This window comes from Mesorhizobium sp. M1142, from assembly GCF_040318565.1.
Lineage (GTDB): Bacteria > Pseudomonadota > Alphaproteobacteria > Rhizobiales > Rhizobiaceae > Mesorhizobium.
The window spans coordinates 100,331-116,536 of sequence record NZ_JAMYMK010000013.1; the positions used below are offsets into that span (position 1 = coordinate 100,331).

Consider the following 16,206-nt stretch of genomic DNA (forward strand, 5'->3'; position numbering starts at 1 on the left):
TTCAAGGGAAATTTTCACTCGACAAAAACCTTTACGCTAGCCGCGCGTCCCGCCGCGTCGATCACGGTCAGGGTCGAATAGCCGGCGCCGTCCGGCTGCCAGGTTGCGGTGCGCCGCCGGTCGATGCCGACCAGCGGCTTGCCGTTGGCCAGCCAGCGGAATGGTGCGCGGCCGCCCTGCAGCTTGAGGACCAGCGGCGAGGCGTCGGCCGAGGAAGTGCCGAGATCGACGCGGGCGCCGTCGGGCGGAAAGATGATGGTTGGCGCAGGTTCGGTCGGCGTCGCCTGCACCAGCCCATCGGTGCCGGCGCCGAAGCGCGTCAGCGTCACCGGCAGCTCCTCGCGTTTGGGACGCCGGACGCCGGACGGCTGGCTTGGCAGTGGTACGGCGGCCAGGCCGGAACGGACAAAGCCTTCGAACAAGATGGGCGCCGCCGAGATGTAGCCGGACAGGCCGGGCACCGCGCCGGCGTCGGGGCGGCCGACCCATACGCCGAGCACATAGCGGCCGTCAAAGCCGACCGACCAGGCGTCGCGATAGCCGTAGGAGGTGCCGGTCTTGTAAGCGATGCCGCGTTGGGCGGCACCCGGAGGCGGCTTGACGCCTGACAGGATGTCGGTGATCTGCCAGGTCGCCTGTCCGTCGAGGATGGTGGTGGTCGAGCGTTCGGCATTCTCCGGCTCGGTGCCGTCACGCAGCGTGTGTGCCTTGCCGCCATTGGCAAGGCCTGCATAGAGCTGAACCAGGTCGCGCAGTGTCATCCCGACGCCACCGAGGCCGATTGCCAGGCCAGGCGCCTCGTTGACGGGCAGTACAGGGGTCACATCGGCCTGGCGAAAGCGCGCCATCAGCCGGGCCGGGCCGACCGCGTCGAGCACGCGGATCGCCGGAACGTTGAGCGACAATTGCAGCGCCTGCCTGATGCTGACATCGCCCTGATAGCCCATGTCGAAGTTCTTCGGCCGGTAGCCGGAGAAATCGGCTGGGCTGTCCTCGATCAGCATCTCCTGCGCCACCAGGCCTTGTTCGAAGGCGAGACCATAGATGAACGGCTTCAGCGTCGAGCCAGGCGAGCGAACGACTTTGGTCATGTCGATCCAGCCCGAACGAGTGGCATCGAAGAAATCGGCAGAGCCGACCTCGCCAAGGATATCGCCGGTGCGGGCATCGGCCAGCACCATGGCCACCGAGAGGCGAGGGCCGAGCCTGGCGGCTGCATCTTTCGCCACCTCCTCCAGCCCTTCCTGGACACTCTTGCGGATCGTCAGTTGCAGCTTCTGGCCGGGGATGGCCTTGGGCAGCATTGCATAGGCCGCATGGGCAGCGAGCGCCGGCAAAGTGCGCCGCAGCCCCGACACATCGTCGAGCGCGGCACGCGCGGCCTCACGTTCGCCGAGCAGGCCTGCCGAGACCATGCGGGTCAGCACCCTGTCGCGGGCAGCGTGGGCAATCTCGAGATTGCGATCAGGGCGTCGCTTTTCCGGCAATTGCGGCAAGGCGACGAGCAGGGCGGCCTCCGAGACCGTCAGCCGTTTCGGCTCCTTGCCGAAATAGGCGAGCGAAGCGGCGCGCACACTTTCGAGATTGCCGCCATAGGGCGCCAGCGTCAGATAGCGTTCGAGGATCTCGCGCTTGGAAAGCCGCCGTTCGATTTGCAGGGCGCGCAGCATCTGCTTGATCTTCGAGCCGAGGCTGCGGCTGTCGCGTGGCTCGATCAGGCGGGCGAGCTGCATCGAGAGCGTCGAACCGCCGGAGACGATATGGCCGCTGGTCGCGAACTGGCCGGCGGCACGCGCCAGTGCCAGCACGTCGATGCCTTGATGACCCCAGAAACGCTTGTCCTCATAGGTGACCAGCATGTCGACGAACTGCTTGTCGACCTGGTCCAGGCTGGTAGCGAGCCGCCAGTAGCCGTCCGGCGTAGCGAAGGCGCGCAGCAGTTGGCCGTCTCGGTCCTGCACCTCGGTCGAGACCGTCAAAGCAGCCGGCAGCGGCGGCGGAAATGCGCGGTCGAGCTGCCAGAGGGCGATGGCGGTGATTGCAGCGAGACCGGCCAAGGAAATGCCCGTGATGGCCGCTCGGCGCAGGAACTTTCTGGAGAGCATGGCGCCGCCTCTCATCCGCCTGCTGGCACCTTCTCCCCGTTTAGTGATGGGGAGAAGGGGGCTGTCGCGACCCTTGGCGCCTTTTCTGCGGCGTCAAAGTTCGGCGAAAACTTCGGCGCATGGCTCTTCCTCCCCGTCTCTATATGGGAAGAAATGCCCGGCAGGGCAATGAGGGGCAGCGCCATCGCCATATTCCTATCCGCCTTTTTTGCCTTACGGCGCCTTGACCTCCATCATGCCGGTGGCGGTGCGGGCCGAATATTGCGGCCGGTACATGTCCTCGATCGTTGCCGCCGGGTGGGCATAGGTGCCCGGCGTCACCGCGCGCACGACGTAGGCGAGCGTGATGTTGCGGTCGCCGTCGCCGTCGTTGGGATTGAACGCCGCGACGAAACGGTCGTCGCGGAATTCGAGATGGGCGGCATCGGTCTGAGCCAGCCAGGAGAAGTTCGTCAACTGAGCGCTGGAGACCAGGCCCGGATTGTCGATCTCGAAGCCGGCCGGCAGCAGGTCGGTGATCAGCAGCCGCGAAGGCCAGGTGTTCTGCTCGTAAACCTTGAGCACGACGACATAGCGTTCGTTCTGCTTGACCTCCGTCACGTTGGCCTCTGTGCCGTCGAGCTTGTAGTAGGTACGGCTGATGGTAAAGCCGTTGCCGCCGGCCGGCAGAGGCTGGATCGGCGAGGCCACAGTGGTGACGACCGCCTGCAGCGGATTTCTGCCGGTATTAACGATGGTCAGCGGACTGTCGGCCAGGTCGCCACCGGCGATCTGGTCCGAATAGCCGCCGGCATGCGGTGCGCCGTTGACGGTCAGCGCGATCGAATCATTGCCGGCCTTCAGCGCCCGGGCCGCCAGCAGCATCCAGGACTCGTCCTGCGTGCTGGTCCACCTAGCGTCGGCGCGTTCCCTGGTCACCAACTGGATCAGCGCCGGCACGATGGTCGGCACCGGCTTGCTTTCCGCGGCAAGCGCCAGGATCGCCGCGCCGTCACGCAGCGGCGAGCCATAGTCGGATCGGTAATAGTCATATTCGGGTGTCGACTTGGCCAGTTGCAGCGCGGCCTGGAAGGTTGCCTCCGAGCGCTGCGTGTCACCGTAGAGCGCGAGAGACGCCGCCAGCTGGGCGACGGCCATCGGGCTGGTAAAGGCCTCGAGCTGGGTGTCGGCATAATAACGCAGATCGCCGGCCGAGGCCTTCTTGTTGCGGGCAAGCACATAGAGCGCGTAGGCGATCTCGCTGCCACGATCCTGGACGTCCTGATCGTAGCCGATCGCGTTCTGCAGATTGCTCAGCGCCTGGTTCATCGCCAAGGCCGGCACGTCGTACTTCTGCTCGCGCGCCCGGGTCAGGAAATCGGTGACATAGGCGTCGAGCCACAGATCGCCGGAACCCGGACCCCACAGGCCGAAGCTGCCGGCCGATGCCTGGTAGCTCAGCACCTTGTAGATGGCGTCCTGGACGCGGCCATGCAGATCGGGGTCGCTGGCCATGCCGATGCCGGAAGCCATGTCGTTGACGTAGAGAAGCGGCATGGCGCGGCTGGTGGTCTGTTCAGCGCAACCATAGGGATAGCGGTCGAGCGTCATCAGCAGCGACGGCACGTCGAAGGCAGCCGCCTGCGAAACGCCGACGCTGACCGAAGCGCCATCGAGCAGGCTTGCCGCCAGCAGTTCCTTGTCGACGCGCAGCGCGCCGCCATTGCCCTTGAGGTCAACGACCATGCGGGTGGTCACCGGCAGTTGCGCCGGGCGCACCGGCACATAGAGCGTCTGCTCGACGGCGGTGCCGTCGGCATGCGCAAGCCTGATGGTGATCGAGGCGTTGCCTGCGGTCTGCGCAATCAACGGCACGGTCAGTGTCTGCCGCTTGCCTTTGGCGAGCGTCAGCTTTTCAGGCAAGGCGGCATTGCCGGTTGACAGGTCGCCTGTCGTGTTGACGGTCAGCTTGTAGTCCCCTGCGGGGCCGTCGGTGTCGGCGACGTCGAGCCGCATGACGGCGGAATCGCCGGGCGCCAGAAAGCGCGGCAGGCCTGCGGTGATTACCACCGGATCACGCACGATGACGTCGGACTGGGCATGGCCAACCGCTTCCTTGGTCCAGGCGACGGCCATGACGCGCACGGTGCCGTTGAACTGCGGAATGTCGAAGTCGATCTGCGCCTTGCCGTCGGCGTCAAGCTGGACCGGGCCGGAGAAGAAGGCGACCAGCTTTTCGGTCGGCGGACTGCCTTGCGATTGCATGTTGGCGCCGTCGCCGCCGGTGCGCAGCTTACCGGTTGTGCCCAGCGAGCCGTCGATCAGCCGGCCATAGATGTCGCGAACCTCGAGACCGAGCATGCGCTGCCCGAAGAACCAGTTCTCCGGATCCGGTACCTTGTAGTTGGTCAGGTTGAGGATGCCGACGTCGACGGCCGCGACCATGACATAGGCGTTGGTGCCGGGCTGCACGCCGGCAACGGCGACCGGGATCGACAGCTGCTGGCGCGGCATGGTCTTGCCCGGCGTCGCCAAGCTGACCGCAAGCTTCCGCGAGCCGGGATCGAGCTTCAGCCATTTGACGCCGATGGCGCGCGCCGGCATGCGTGTCTCTTGCGCATCGCCCGGCCTGAATAGCGTTGCCGTGACGTAGGCGCCGGCGCCCCAGTCGTCGCCGACCGGGATGTCGACAGTGCTGCCGCCGGCCGGCACGCTGGCGGTGACGGTCTTCAGGAGCTTGTCGGCGCCGATGGTGACGAGCAACTCGCCGGCAAAGTGCGGCGACACTTTGAGCTTGGCCACTTCACCCGCCGCATAGGTATCCTTGTCGAGGGCGATCTCGAGGCCGTCGGGCGTTTCGGTGGTGGTGGAACTGACATACCAGCCGGCGTCGAACTCATAGCTGGTGGCCGGGCCTTCCGGATCCGCTGTCTCGATCTCGAGCCGGTAGCGGCCCCAGTCGACCGGCAGCGACACCGTAGCCTCGCCATCGGCGCTCAGGTCGACCTGGCCGTTGGCCACCGCCTTGGTGAAGGTGACCGGCTCATAGTTCCAGGAGTTGCTCGAGCGATACCACTGGTAGCTGCGCTCGACCTTGACCAACGACCACTGTGCGCCCTTCAGCGCCTCACGCTTGCCGTCTGGGTCGACGGCGACCAGGCTGAACTTGGCCGTGCCGCCTTGCGGCACCTCGTCTCCGTCGAAATCCGGGCGGATGCCGATCATGTGGCCCTGCGGGCGGATGCCGATATTCAGCGAGCGCTCGACGGCACGGCCGCCGGTTTCACGCATCCTGACCGTGATCTTGGCATCGACCAGCTTGGTGGTGGATGGCAATTGATCGACGGAGACCGGGAAGGTCGCCTTGCCGTCCTCGCCGACCACCGGCAGGCCAGTGAAGGGCGTCACTGTCGGTTCAGCCGACTGTTCGTCGGCGAGACCGAAGGAATAGCCTTTGAAGCGGTCCCAATCGCGGGCGGTCGACAGCGTCAATTCGCCTTCGAGCGCGAGGCCCGCGGCCGGCGCGCCGTAGAGAAAGCGGCCGTCGACGGTAATGTTGGCGGTCTCGCCCTGGGCGATCTCCTGCTTGTCGGAGGACAGGTCGAACTCGATGCGGTCCGGTACGAAGTCCTCGACCAGGAACATCTGGCTGGCAACCGCCGCCTGCTTGGGATCGGTATGGATCGCCACCGTCCAGGTGCCGCGCATGGCGTTGGGTTCCAGCGGCAGGTCGACCGCGTGACCACCGGCCGACGCGCCGTCGCTGACGATGCGGCGGTCCTCGACGCCGTCGGGCCGCGAGAAGATGAAGGTCAGCGGCAGGTTCTCGACCGCCTTGGCGGCACTGTCGCGGGCAAGAGCCGCGACATGGACATCTTCGCCGGCGCGGTAGATGCCGCGCTCGGTCCAGGCATAGACGTCGAGCGCGCCAGGTGCCGGCCGTCCGGCGACGCCACGGTCGGACAGGTCGAAGCCGGCGCGGCCCATATCGAGGAAGACGAAATCGTCGTCGCCCTGTTTGGCCATCAGCACGGCCGGCGCCATGCCGCTGTCGCCGCGCGTCAGGCCGGGATTGAACACCGCCCGCCCTTCCGCGTCGGTGGTCGCGGTGCCGAGGATTTCATTGTTCCTGGCCAGCAGCGTCAGCTCGGCGCCGGCAATCGGCTTGGCGGTTGCGAGCGAACGCGCAAAGACGTTCAGTCCATCCTGTCCGGTATAGGTCGACAGGCCGATATCGGAGACGACGAACCATTGCGTGGCGTGCGAATCATAGTCGTCGCTGCGATCGTCGACGGCTTGTGCGGTCAGCACATAGACGCCGGGCTTGCGCTTCGGCAACGCCTCATCGATTGGGAAGGAGGTGGTGACTTCCTTGTTGAGGTCGTTGGCGATGTCGAGCTGGCCCTGCCAGACCGGCTCGCCCATCTGTTCGGAGATGTTCGAAATGTCGTAGCCGTCAAGCTGGCGCAGGAACTGATATCCCGACAGAAGTTGGGCCAGCGAGCGGTCGCCGATGCGGAAGAGCTTCATTTCGGCGGCATTCATGTTGACGGTGACGACCGGTATGCCGCGGCGTGCGCCGGCGGGCAGCACGAAGCTGTCGCCGGTGAAGCGGGCCGAAGGCGCGCGGTCCTGCACATATATCGATAGAACCACCGGTGCCGCGGTGACCTCGCCAATGGCGGCCGGCAGGCCGGCGCGGAAGGTCACGTCATAATGTTGGCCGTGCTCGAGCCCTTCGACGCAGATCTGCTTGTCCTTGGCTTCGACGCCCTTGGGAGCGGCGTTGTCGACAGTAACGAACTGCGAGTAGTCGACGCCGGTCTTGACCAGCTCCTCGGAGAACTGCGCGCAGATGCGTGGCGCGCTGGTGTCGGCATCGACGGTATGATCGATGACGCGGAAGCCCTTGCGGGCCTTGAGATCCTGGTAGGCGGCCCTGACTGCCGGCGAATTGACGAGAGCGAGGCTCGCCTCGTAGGCCTGCAGGGCCGGCCTGTAGAGATCGCGGCGATCAAGGCCGTCCCCGAGCAGCGCCAGCACGTCGGCGCGCGTCCTGGTGGTGCGCAGCAATTTGTAGGCATTGAAGGCGGCGGAAGTGGCGTTCGCCGGCAGCGTCGACGGCTCCGAACTGTTGGCGGTCGGATGGACGGCAAGCGTTTCGCGCGCCAGCTCGAGCCAGAGCTGGCCGTCATCAGGCAACGCCGAAACCGCCGCCTCGTATTTGTGCATGGCCGCGCGATGATCGCCCGTCAGCGCCGACTGTTCGGCGGCGGCCCTCAGCGCCGTCAGCCCCTCGGTCGGCTTGGTGTAGGTCGGGCCAGTGAGCTTGTTGCGGTATTGCTGGGCCTGGTCTGCCATCCAGTTCGGGAAGAAGGCGAGTTCGGGTGGCGCGCCGATGTCGGGATCGCCATCGATGTTGACGACCTTGCCGGCGACGGCGCCGCTGAAGGGTTTCAACGAGTTGTAATCGGATTTAAGAAAGCACCATTTGGCCTCGAGGTTGTAGGTGAAGGCGCGGCAGGCCGGGTCGCCGAGGCAGGTGGTCTTGCACTGGTCGAGGCTGACATTCTGGTCGGATCTGAGATCGAAACCGAAATAGTCGGAATTGTCCGATGTCACCACCCGCCGGGCTTCGGCCGCTTGCGCGACACCGCTCCAGGCAAAAAAGAGAAGGAAAAGAATCGATAGACCACGAGCCGCGCGCATTGCCATAAACCCCTCCAGACAAGTGCTGACGTCCAGAAATCTTCAAGCTTCAGTGGCGCTTGTCAACATCAGGACGCGGCAGGATCCGCCTGCCAACGGTTTGCTTTCCGGCCGATGACCGGTAGTAGCTCCATAGGACAGGGGATCACGCTTTCTTGCGGCGACGCAGAAGGTGTGAGTTCCAAGCCCTGTCTATTTCAGCAATTGGATTGTGGCCCCTTTACGAGTGCTTCAGAACTTCATTCCAATTTTAGGTTTGCGAGCTAGGCTAGGAGCGTAATGCCGGCGTATGAAAGGCAGATGTCGGGAGGAACCGCGCAACGGCGCGCGCTTTCGCGCGCCCTGCTTTTCGCCTTGCTGTGCTCGGCGGTACTTATTGTCGAGACCGGAAATGCGGCAGCCTTCGAGATTTTCGGCATCAAGCTATGGGGATCGTCGAAGGACGAAGATGCCGACATCGTTGACCCGCTGCGTTATGCCGTGACGATCGAGACGCCCGACGCCGACAAGGATCTCGCCGAGAAGCTCGAAAACGCCTCGGCGCTGAAAGCCGACGAGGAACACCCGGTATCAGGTTCGCTGGGTCTTTTGGCCAAGGCGCGCAGCGACCGTGAGCAACTTGTCGCCGCGCTCTACGCGGACGCCCGCTACGAGGGGGTCGTCACCATCACTATTCAGGGCAAGCCGCTCGACGATCTGCCGCCCGATGCCGAGTTTTCCGGCCCGCAGCCGATTCCGGTGGTGATAAGCATAGCGGCCGGGCCGAAATTCACGCTTGGCAACATCAGACTGAAAGGCGATGCAGCGGGGCTGGCAAGTGCCGATTTCGGTCTGATCGCCGGCGGTGACGCCAGTTCGGGCGCCGTGCTCAAGGCCGAGGCGGCGATCGTGCGGGCACTCAAGCAAGAAGGCAGGCCGCTGGCCAAGGTGACGGGCCGCGAGATCGTCGCCGAGCACACCGGTTCGACGCTCGACGTGACGCTCACCGTCGCGGCCGGCCCGGTCGCCGGCTATGGCGACACCACTGTCGAGGGTACCGAAAAGGTCGACCGCGACTTCACCGAATATATGACCGGTCTGAAGCGTGGCCGCCAGTATTCGCCCGATGAGATCGACGATGCACGCGACCGGCTGCTCGGCCTCGAGGTCTTCAACAGCGTGACGGTGAAGGAAGCCGACGCCCTCGACGCCGAGGGCAATGTCCCGATCGGTGTCCAGGTCAGCGAACGCAAGCCGCGCTATTTCGGCATTGGCGGCAGCTTCTCAAACACCGAAGGGCTGGGCCTCGAAGGCTATTGGGGGCATCGCAATCTGTTTGGCCGCGCCGAAAAGCTGCGCATCGACGGCAAGATCAGCGGCATCGGCAGCAACGACTTGACCCAGCTCAATTACAATGCCGGCGTCATGTTCGAAAAGCCGGGCGTGGTCGGGCCGGCGTCGAAATTCATTGCCAGCGTCAATGCTGTGCTGGAGCACCCCGACGCCTATGACCATTTCTCGGTCAAGGGCAGTACCGGCCTATCCTACGAACTCGACAAGAAGCAGACGGTTTCCGCGCAAGTCGCGCTGGATTATTCGAGGATCCACGACGCTTTCGGCAAGCACACCTATCTGATCGCCAGCATTCCACTGCAATATGTCTACGACAATCGCGACAGCAAGCTCAATCCGACCCGGGGCTTCAGGGTGCTGGCCTATGCCGAGCCGAGCTACGACATTTTGAGCGGGGCTGCCTTCGTCAAGCTGAAGGGCGAGGGGTCGGCCTACCAGTCGCTCGATTCGGCCTCGAAATTCGTTTTCGCCGAACGTGTCGCCATCGGCTCTATCATCGGCGCCAGTCTTCAAGATGTTCCGGCAGATCGCCGCTTCTACTCAGGCGGCGGCGGTTCGGTGCGCGGCTATGCTTATCAAGGCATCGGCCCGAAGGACAGCAATGGAGAGCCGATCGGAGGGCTTTCCTTCTTCGAGACCTCGGTCGAGATGCGCATCGCCGTCACCGACAAGATCGGCGTTGTGCCGTTCGTCGATGCCGGCACGGTGTCGACGAGGCAGGTTCCCGATTTTTCGGACATGAAGGTCGGCGCGGGTGTAGGCTTGCGCTATCTGACGGCGTTCGGGCCGCTCCGCATCGACGCGGCAGTGCCGCTCAACCGCGGCCCCGACGATCCTCATTTCGGCATTTATGCCGGCATCGGCCAGGCATTCTGATGGCAATATTCAGGCGCATCCTTCGTATCCTTTTCTACACGCTGCTCATCGTCGTGGCAGCGGCGGTGGGGGCGCTCGTCGTGCTGACCAAGACCGAGCGCGGCCGCGAAAACCTTGCCGGCATCATCTCGACCATGGCCTCGACCAGTGATCGCAAGGTCACTGTCGTCGGCATCGACGGTATCTGGTCGGGCGCGCTGAGGGTCGATCATGTCGTTCTGGAGGATCGCGAAGGCGCCTGGATGGTGGCGCGCAAGGTGGCCGTCGACTGGTCGCCGCTGGCACTCCTGTCGAAGAGCTTCAGCGCCGATCGCATTGGGGCCGAGCGTATCGAGTTGGCAAGGCTGCCGATGGCCAATACACAGCCGCGCCAAAGCGGGGCGACCACGCTGCCGGTTTCCATCGATGTCAAGCAGCTCGACCTTCCCGAAATCGCACTCGGGCAGGCTCTGGCCGGCAGCGGTGTTGCCGAGCTCGCAGCCAAGGGAGCGCTCAAGGCGGATGCCTCGCCGTTGGCTATCGAGACCAATCTCAACATCGTTCGCCATGACGGCAAGCAAGGCACGGTCGACGCCAAAGCCCAATTCGCGCCGGCCGACAACAAGCTCGACCTCGACTTGAGGGCATCCGAGCCGGCCGGCGGCATCATCGCCAACCTGCTCAAGCTGCCGGGCGCGCCGCCGGTCGAGATTGTCGTTTCCGGCACCGGACCGCTCGCCAACTGGAATGGCATCGGGACCTTTGTCGTCGATCGCCGGATCGTCACCCAGCTTACCGGTCGTCATCAGCTCACGAACAAGGGTCATTATGTCGAGGCCAAGGGTGACGGCGAGTTCGAGCGCTTCCTGCCCGAAAATCTGAAGCCGCTGTTTGCCGGCAAGACCAGCTTCGACCTCGCCGGCACAGCGACCGCGGCCGGCGGCGTCGACGTGGAGCGCGCCAATATCGACAGCGATGCCGTGCACGCGACGGCCGCCGGCACTGTCGATCCGAACGGTGCCAGCGATCTTTCCGTTAAGCTCGCCGCAAAGGGGCCGCCGATCGTGCTTAGTCTCGGCAGCGAGGCGCAGCCGATAACCGTGGCGATCAAGGACGCCACGGCCCGCGCTTTCGGCGATGGCAAGGCGCCGATGGTCGATATCGGCGCGTCGCTGGTCTCGGTGGTGGCGGGCGGCACGCGGGTGGACGACCTGATCGGGCAAGTGCATTCGGATGGTTTCGACATCCAGAACCGTAGCGGGCCTGTCACCATCAAGCTGACGGCGGCCGGCCTGAACACCGACGTTGCGACGTTGGCGCCGCTGATAACGGGCAGGGTCAGCGCCGGTCTCGCCGGCTCCGTCAGCAAGGACCAGGTCGTCGTCGACCAAGGCACGCTGCGCAGCGACGCGCTCAATGCGTCCGTAACGGCCACCGTGGTGCTGGCCGATCTGTCGATGACGCTCAAGATGAATGCCGACGCGGCTTCGACGGCGCTGCCGCCGCAGATCAGTTCGGTTCTCGGCCAGCGCGTGCAGTTTTCCGCAACCGCGACCCGCGACCCGGACGGTGCGTTTGCCGCCAATGCACTGCAGCTCACCTCCGGCACGCTCAACGCCAGCGGCACCGCCAGCGCGCAGGGCACCGATATCCGAGCCGATATCAAAGGAACGCTCGGCGACGTGTCGGTGCTGTCGCCGCTGGTTGGCGCGAAGGTCGGCGGCGCAGTCGATTTCGCGCTGACCGCAAGCGGTGCGCGCACCGCGCCGGACTTCTCGGTTTCGGCCAGCAGCGACAGCCTGACGGCGTCCGGCCATGCGGTGAAGCAGATCAAGCTGAGCGCGCGCGGCAAGGCCGATATCGCCAGTCCCGCCGCCGATGTCTCGCTGACCGGCTCGGTCGACGACCAGCCGCTCGACCTCAAGGCATCGCTGGTCACGACCGACGGAAAGCGCTCCATCAATGGACTTGCCGTCTCGCTGGCCGACAACAAGGTCTCCGGCGACCTCGGGCTCGACGACAACCTGCTGCCGCTCGGCACGTTGGCCCTCGATGCCGCCGATATTGCCCCGCTGGCCAGACTTGCCGGCCAAACGCTAGCCGGCGACGTGCGTGGCACGATCCGCTTCGCCAACGACAATGGAGCACCGACGGTCGCGATCGATGCGACGAGCACCGCGATTTCGCGCGGCGAACTGGCGGCCAAGACAATCGCCGTCAACGCGCTGGTCGCCAATTATCTCAAAGCCCCGGCGATCGCCGGCAAAGTCAAGGCCGACATGATCACTTCCGGAACCACGGTGATCAGCGGCATCGATGTCGACCTGAAGCGCAACGGCGACTGGACCGGCTTTAGCGGCGGCGCCACGGTCGCCGGCATTCCGGCCAGCGCGGCCGGGCGGGTCAGGATCGCGAACGGCATCACCAGCATCGAGCTTGCCTCGGGCGAGGCAATCATCCGCGGCATCAAGGCAGCGATCGCACAGCCGTCGGCGCTGACAATCGCCAATGGCATGGTGAGCATTGAGAACCTGGCGCTCGGTGTCGGCGGCGGTTCGGTTGCCGTGTCGGGTACGGCTGGCCAGACGCTCGATCTCGCTGCCACCTTGTCGGCGGTGCCGGCAGCGCTTGCCAATGATTTTTCACCGGGTCTCGATGCCGTGGGCGCGCTCAGCGGCACCGCGCAGGTCACGGGATCGTCGGCTGCCCCCGACGTCCGTTTCAACGCCCGGCTCAGCGGCGCCGAAACCAACCAGACCCGGCGGGCCGGGCTCGGGCCGCTCGATCTCGATGCGGCAGGCCGCTTCTCCTCGGTCAGCGGCCTGGCCATCGAGCAGGCGACGCTTGCCGGCGAGAAAATCTCCGGCAAGGCAGCCGGCACCATCAATCCGAACGGCGCCAGCGATTTCTCGCTCGACCTCGCCTCGACCGGTCCGAGCCTGCCGCTGTCGTTCGGCAGCAAGGCAAGTCCGATCAAGCTCGAGCTGCAGGCGATATCGCTAAAGGCGGCCGGGCAGGGCACGCAGCCGAAGCTCGACATCTCCGCGACGCTGCCATCGGCCGCCACCAATCTGGCTAAGGTCGAGGGCATCACGCTGGCGCTGCACTCCGATCGCTTCGACGTGAAAGCCCGGAGCGGGCCGATCTCCGGCACCGTGACCGCTGAAAAAATCGGCATCGACAATCCGACAGTCGCACCGCTGATCGCCGGCAAGGTCACTGCCAAACTCGCCGGCAGCCTTGCCGCCGACGCTGTCATCATCGATAGCGGCACAGTGACCAGCGACGCGTTGAACAGCGGCTTCAACGGGCGGGTCTCGCTGGCCGACGGCGCCATCGATCTAAATCTCAAGGCGGATGCCGCGTCGGCGGCGCTGCCGGCGGCGGTACGTGGCGTGCTCGCCGCGCGAACACAACTCAGTGCCGCGCTGAAGCGAGACGCCAACGGCAATGTCACCGCCAACGCCGTCAGGCTGTCGTCCGGTTCGCTAACGGCAGACGGGCAGGCGAGCCTTGCCGCCAACAAGCTCAGCGCCGACGTCAAAGGCGCGCTGGGCGACGTCTCGCTGGTATCCAAGGACGCCAAAGGCGCCATCTCTTTCGCGCTGAATGCGCAAGGCGCCAGCACTGCGCCGGATCTGTCCCTGACTGTCAACAGCGACAGGCTTTCGGTCGCGGCGCGCGAGATCACTGGCCTGAAGCTCACTGCCACCGGCAAGGCTGATGCCGCCAACCCGGCTGCGAATGTGCAACTCACCGGAAACGTCGCGGGTCAACCGCTGCAGGGCAGCGCCGTGCTGGCGACATCGGACGGCAAACGCGCCATCAATGGGCTTTTGCTGTCGCTGGGCAAGAACCGTATTTCCGGCGACCTGGCGCTCGACGATGCCTTCGTCCCGGTCGGCACGGTAGCGCTCGACCTGCCCGATATCGGTCCGCTTGCTGCCCTGGCACTGGAAAAGGCCGACGGCGATGTGCGCGGCACGATCGCCTTCTCCAAGGCGGGCGCCGTGCCGCAGGTCGCCGTCAAGGCGATGACGGGCTCGATCTCGCGCGGCGATGTCTCGGCCAAGGCCGTGAGCATCGATGCGCTGATCGCCAACTATCTGGCGGCACCGGTGATCTCGGGCAAAATCCGTGCCGACAGCGTGACCTCCGGCGGCACGGTTATCCGTGGCGTCGACGTCGATCTCAAGCGCGACGGCGAATGGACCGGTTTTTCCGGTGGCGCCACCGTCAAGGATATTCCGCTGAAAGCCGGTGGGCGGGTCAAGGCGGTCAACGGCACGACGACGGTCGAACTTGCCTCCGGCGAGGCGACCATCCGCGGCATCAAGGCGGCTATCGCCCAGGCCTCGACCATCAACATCGCCAATGGAGTGCCCAGCCTCGACAGGCTGGTGCTCAACCTCGGCGGCGGCACGGCGACGGTCACGGGCAAAGCTGGGCAGGCGCTCGACCTCAACGCGACGCTGGCCCGCGTCCCGATCTCGATAGCCAACAGTTTTTCGCCGGGCCTCGATGCCGCCGGTTCCATCTCGGGCACGGTGAAGGTGACGGGTGCGCCGGCCAATCCGGCCGTTGCTTTCAAGATCGATGCAGCAGGCGTTCAGACGTCGCAGACCCGTGGTGCAGGCTTCGGCGCCATGGGCGTTTTATCCTCAGGTACGTATTCGGGCAACAGACTGACCTTCGACGCCAACATGAGCGATGCCGCCGGCCTCGGCCTCAAGGGCGGCGGCACGATGACGACATCAGGCGCGCCCACCCTTGATCTCAACTTTTCCGGCAAGGTGCCGTTCGCCTTCCTCACCAGGACACTCGCCGCACAAGGCTTGTCCCTGAGCGGCACGGCCGACGTCGATATACAGGTGCGCGGCCCGGCGACGTCGCCGGTGATCTCAGGCACAGTCCGCACGTCAGGCGCCCGCCTGCTCGACGCGCGTTCGGGGCTTGCGATCAACGACATCACTGCCGATGTCGCCGTCGGTGGCGGCGTGGCAAGGATCAATCGCCTGACCGGCACGCTGTCGACGCGCGGCAGCCTTTCGGCCAGCGGCACCGTCGGCATCGATCCGGCTAAGGGTTTTCCGGCCGATCTGTCGATCAAGCTCGTCGACGGCCGCTATACCGACGGCAAGGTGGTCACCGCCAATCTTGGCGGCAACCTGACCGTCAAGGGACCACTCACCTCCGCGCCGGTGATTTCCGGTACCATCAACCTGGCCAAGACCGTCATCACCGTACCCGAAAAGCTGCCCGGCTCGCTGGCCGAGCTCAACGTAAAGCACAAGAATGCGCCGGCCGCCGTGCGTGCGCAGGACAAGGCGTTGCGCCCGGCCGCTGCAAGCAGCGGTGGCGGCGGCAGCGGCCTCATTCTCGACGTCACGGTCAATGCGCCGAGCCAGATCTTCATCCAGGGCAGGGGCGTCGACGCCGAACTCGGCGGGTCGCTGCGGCTGACCGGCCCGGCATCGTCACCCCAGGCGGTCGGCACCTTCACCTTGCGGCGAGGGCGGCTGACGATCCTTGCCAAGCGGCTGACCTTCACCGAAGGCACGGTCGGTTTTTCCGGCTCTCTGGTGCCCTACCTCAATCTCACTGCGCAATCGAAGACGACCAGCGCCACCGTGACCACCGTGGTGTCGGGCGAGGCGACCAACCCGAAATTCACCTTCTCCTCGGTACCGGCGCTGCCGGAGGACGAGGTGCTGGCGCAGCTGATCTTCGGCCGTTCGATGTCGAACCTGTCGCCGCTGCAGATCGCTCAGCTTGCCGAGGCTGCCGGACAACTGGCCGGCATCGGCGGCTCGACCTCCCTGCTGCAGAACCTGCGCAGCGCGATCGGCGTCGACGACCTCGACGTGATCACCGACGAAGAGGGCGGCACCGCCGTCTCGGCGGGCAAATATCTCAACGACCGCACTTACGTGACGATCCAGAAGGGCGACAGGCCGGGCTCGGGCAAGGCAACCGTCGATCTCGACGTTGGGCGCGGCGTCAAGCTGCGTGGCGAGGCAACCGACGCCGGCGAAGCCAAAGGCGGTGTTTTCTACGAACGTGAATATTGAAACCGGGCGTTCGCGCAGAACAACTGGTCGCCCGAAGAACGAGCGGCGTAGCAGCGAATGTCCCGGTTTAATTGCCCGTGGAGATTTCGGGCGAAATCCCTGGCGCAGTAGCAAATTTGCGCCAAGACTGTCGCTATCGCGCGAACCGGCCTGCT

The 16,206-nt window shown here is 65.2% G+C and carries 4 protein-coding genes; 2 read left to right on the forward strand and 2 right to left on the reverse strand.

The features are described 5' to 3' along the window. Positions 1 to 14 precede the first annotated feature (14 nt). On the reverse strand, positions 15 to 2,105 hold the full coding sequence (gene pbpC, locus NKH42_RS21320) for a penicillin-binding protein 1C (RefSeq protein ID WP_352687530.1): 2,091 nt from the start codon (positions 2,103 to 2,105) through the stop codon (positions 15 to 17). 213 nt (positions 2,106 to 2,318) lie between these two features. Beyond that, positions 2,319 to 7,799: an alpha-2-macroglobulin family protein gene (locus tag NKH42_RS21325; protein ID WP_352752284.1), complete on the reverse strand. Its 5,481-nt coding sequence runs from the start codon at positions 7,797 to 7,799 to the stop codon at positions 2,319 to 2,321. Between the two features lie 273 nt (positions 7,800 to 8,072). Between NKH42_RS21325 and NKH42_RS21330 the strand changes: the two genes are divergently transcribed. Together NKH42_RS21330 and NKH42_RS21335 are read left to right on the forward strand one after the other, a co-directional pair. Next, positions 8,073 to 10,001, forward strand: a complete 1,929-nt coding sequence (locus NKH42_RS21330; RefSeq protein WP_352505542.1) for an autotransporter assembly complex protein TamA — start codon at positions 8,073 to 8,075, stop codon at positions 9,999 to 10,001. Then, complete coding sequence (locus NKH42_RS21335; RefSeq protein WP_352752282.1) at positions 10,001 to 16,051, forward strand: translocation/assembly module TamB domain-containing protein; 6,051 nt, start codon at positions 10,001 to 10,003, stop codon at positions 16,049 to 16,051. Before NKH42_RS21330 ends, NKH42_RS21335 begins: the two co-directional genes overlap by 1 nt. Positions 16,052 to 16,206: the final 155 nt, after the last annotated feature.

Excerpts from the sequence above, each read along its gene's own strand:
- pbpC (WP_352687530.1), bottom strand. The coding sequence starts at position 2,105 with ATGCTCTCCAGAAAGTTCCTGCGCCGAGCGGCCATCACGGGCATTTCC.
- NKH42_RS21325 (WP_352752284.1), bottom strand. The coding sequence starts at position 7,799 with ATGGCAATGCGCGCGGCTCGTGGTCTATCGATTCTTTTCCTTCTCTTT.
- NKH42_RS21330 (WP_352505542.1), top strand. The coding sequence starts at position 8,073 with ATGCCGGCGTATGAAAGGCAGATGTCGGGAGGAACCGCGCAACGGCGC.
- NKH42_RS21335 (WP_352752282.1), top strand. The coding sequence starts at position 10,001 with ATGGCAATATTCAGGCGCATCCTTCGTATCCTTTTCTACACGCTGCTC.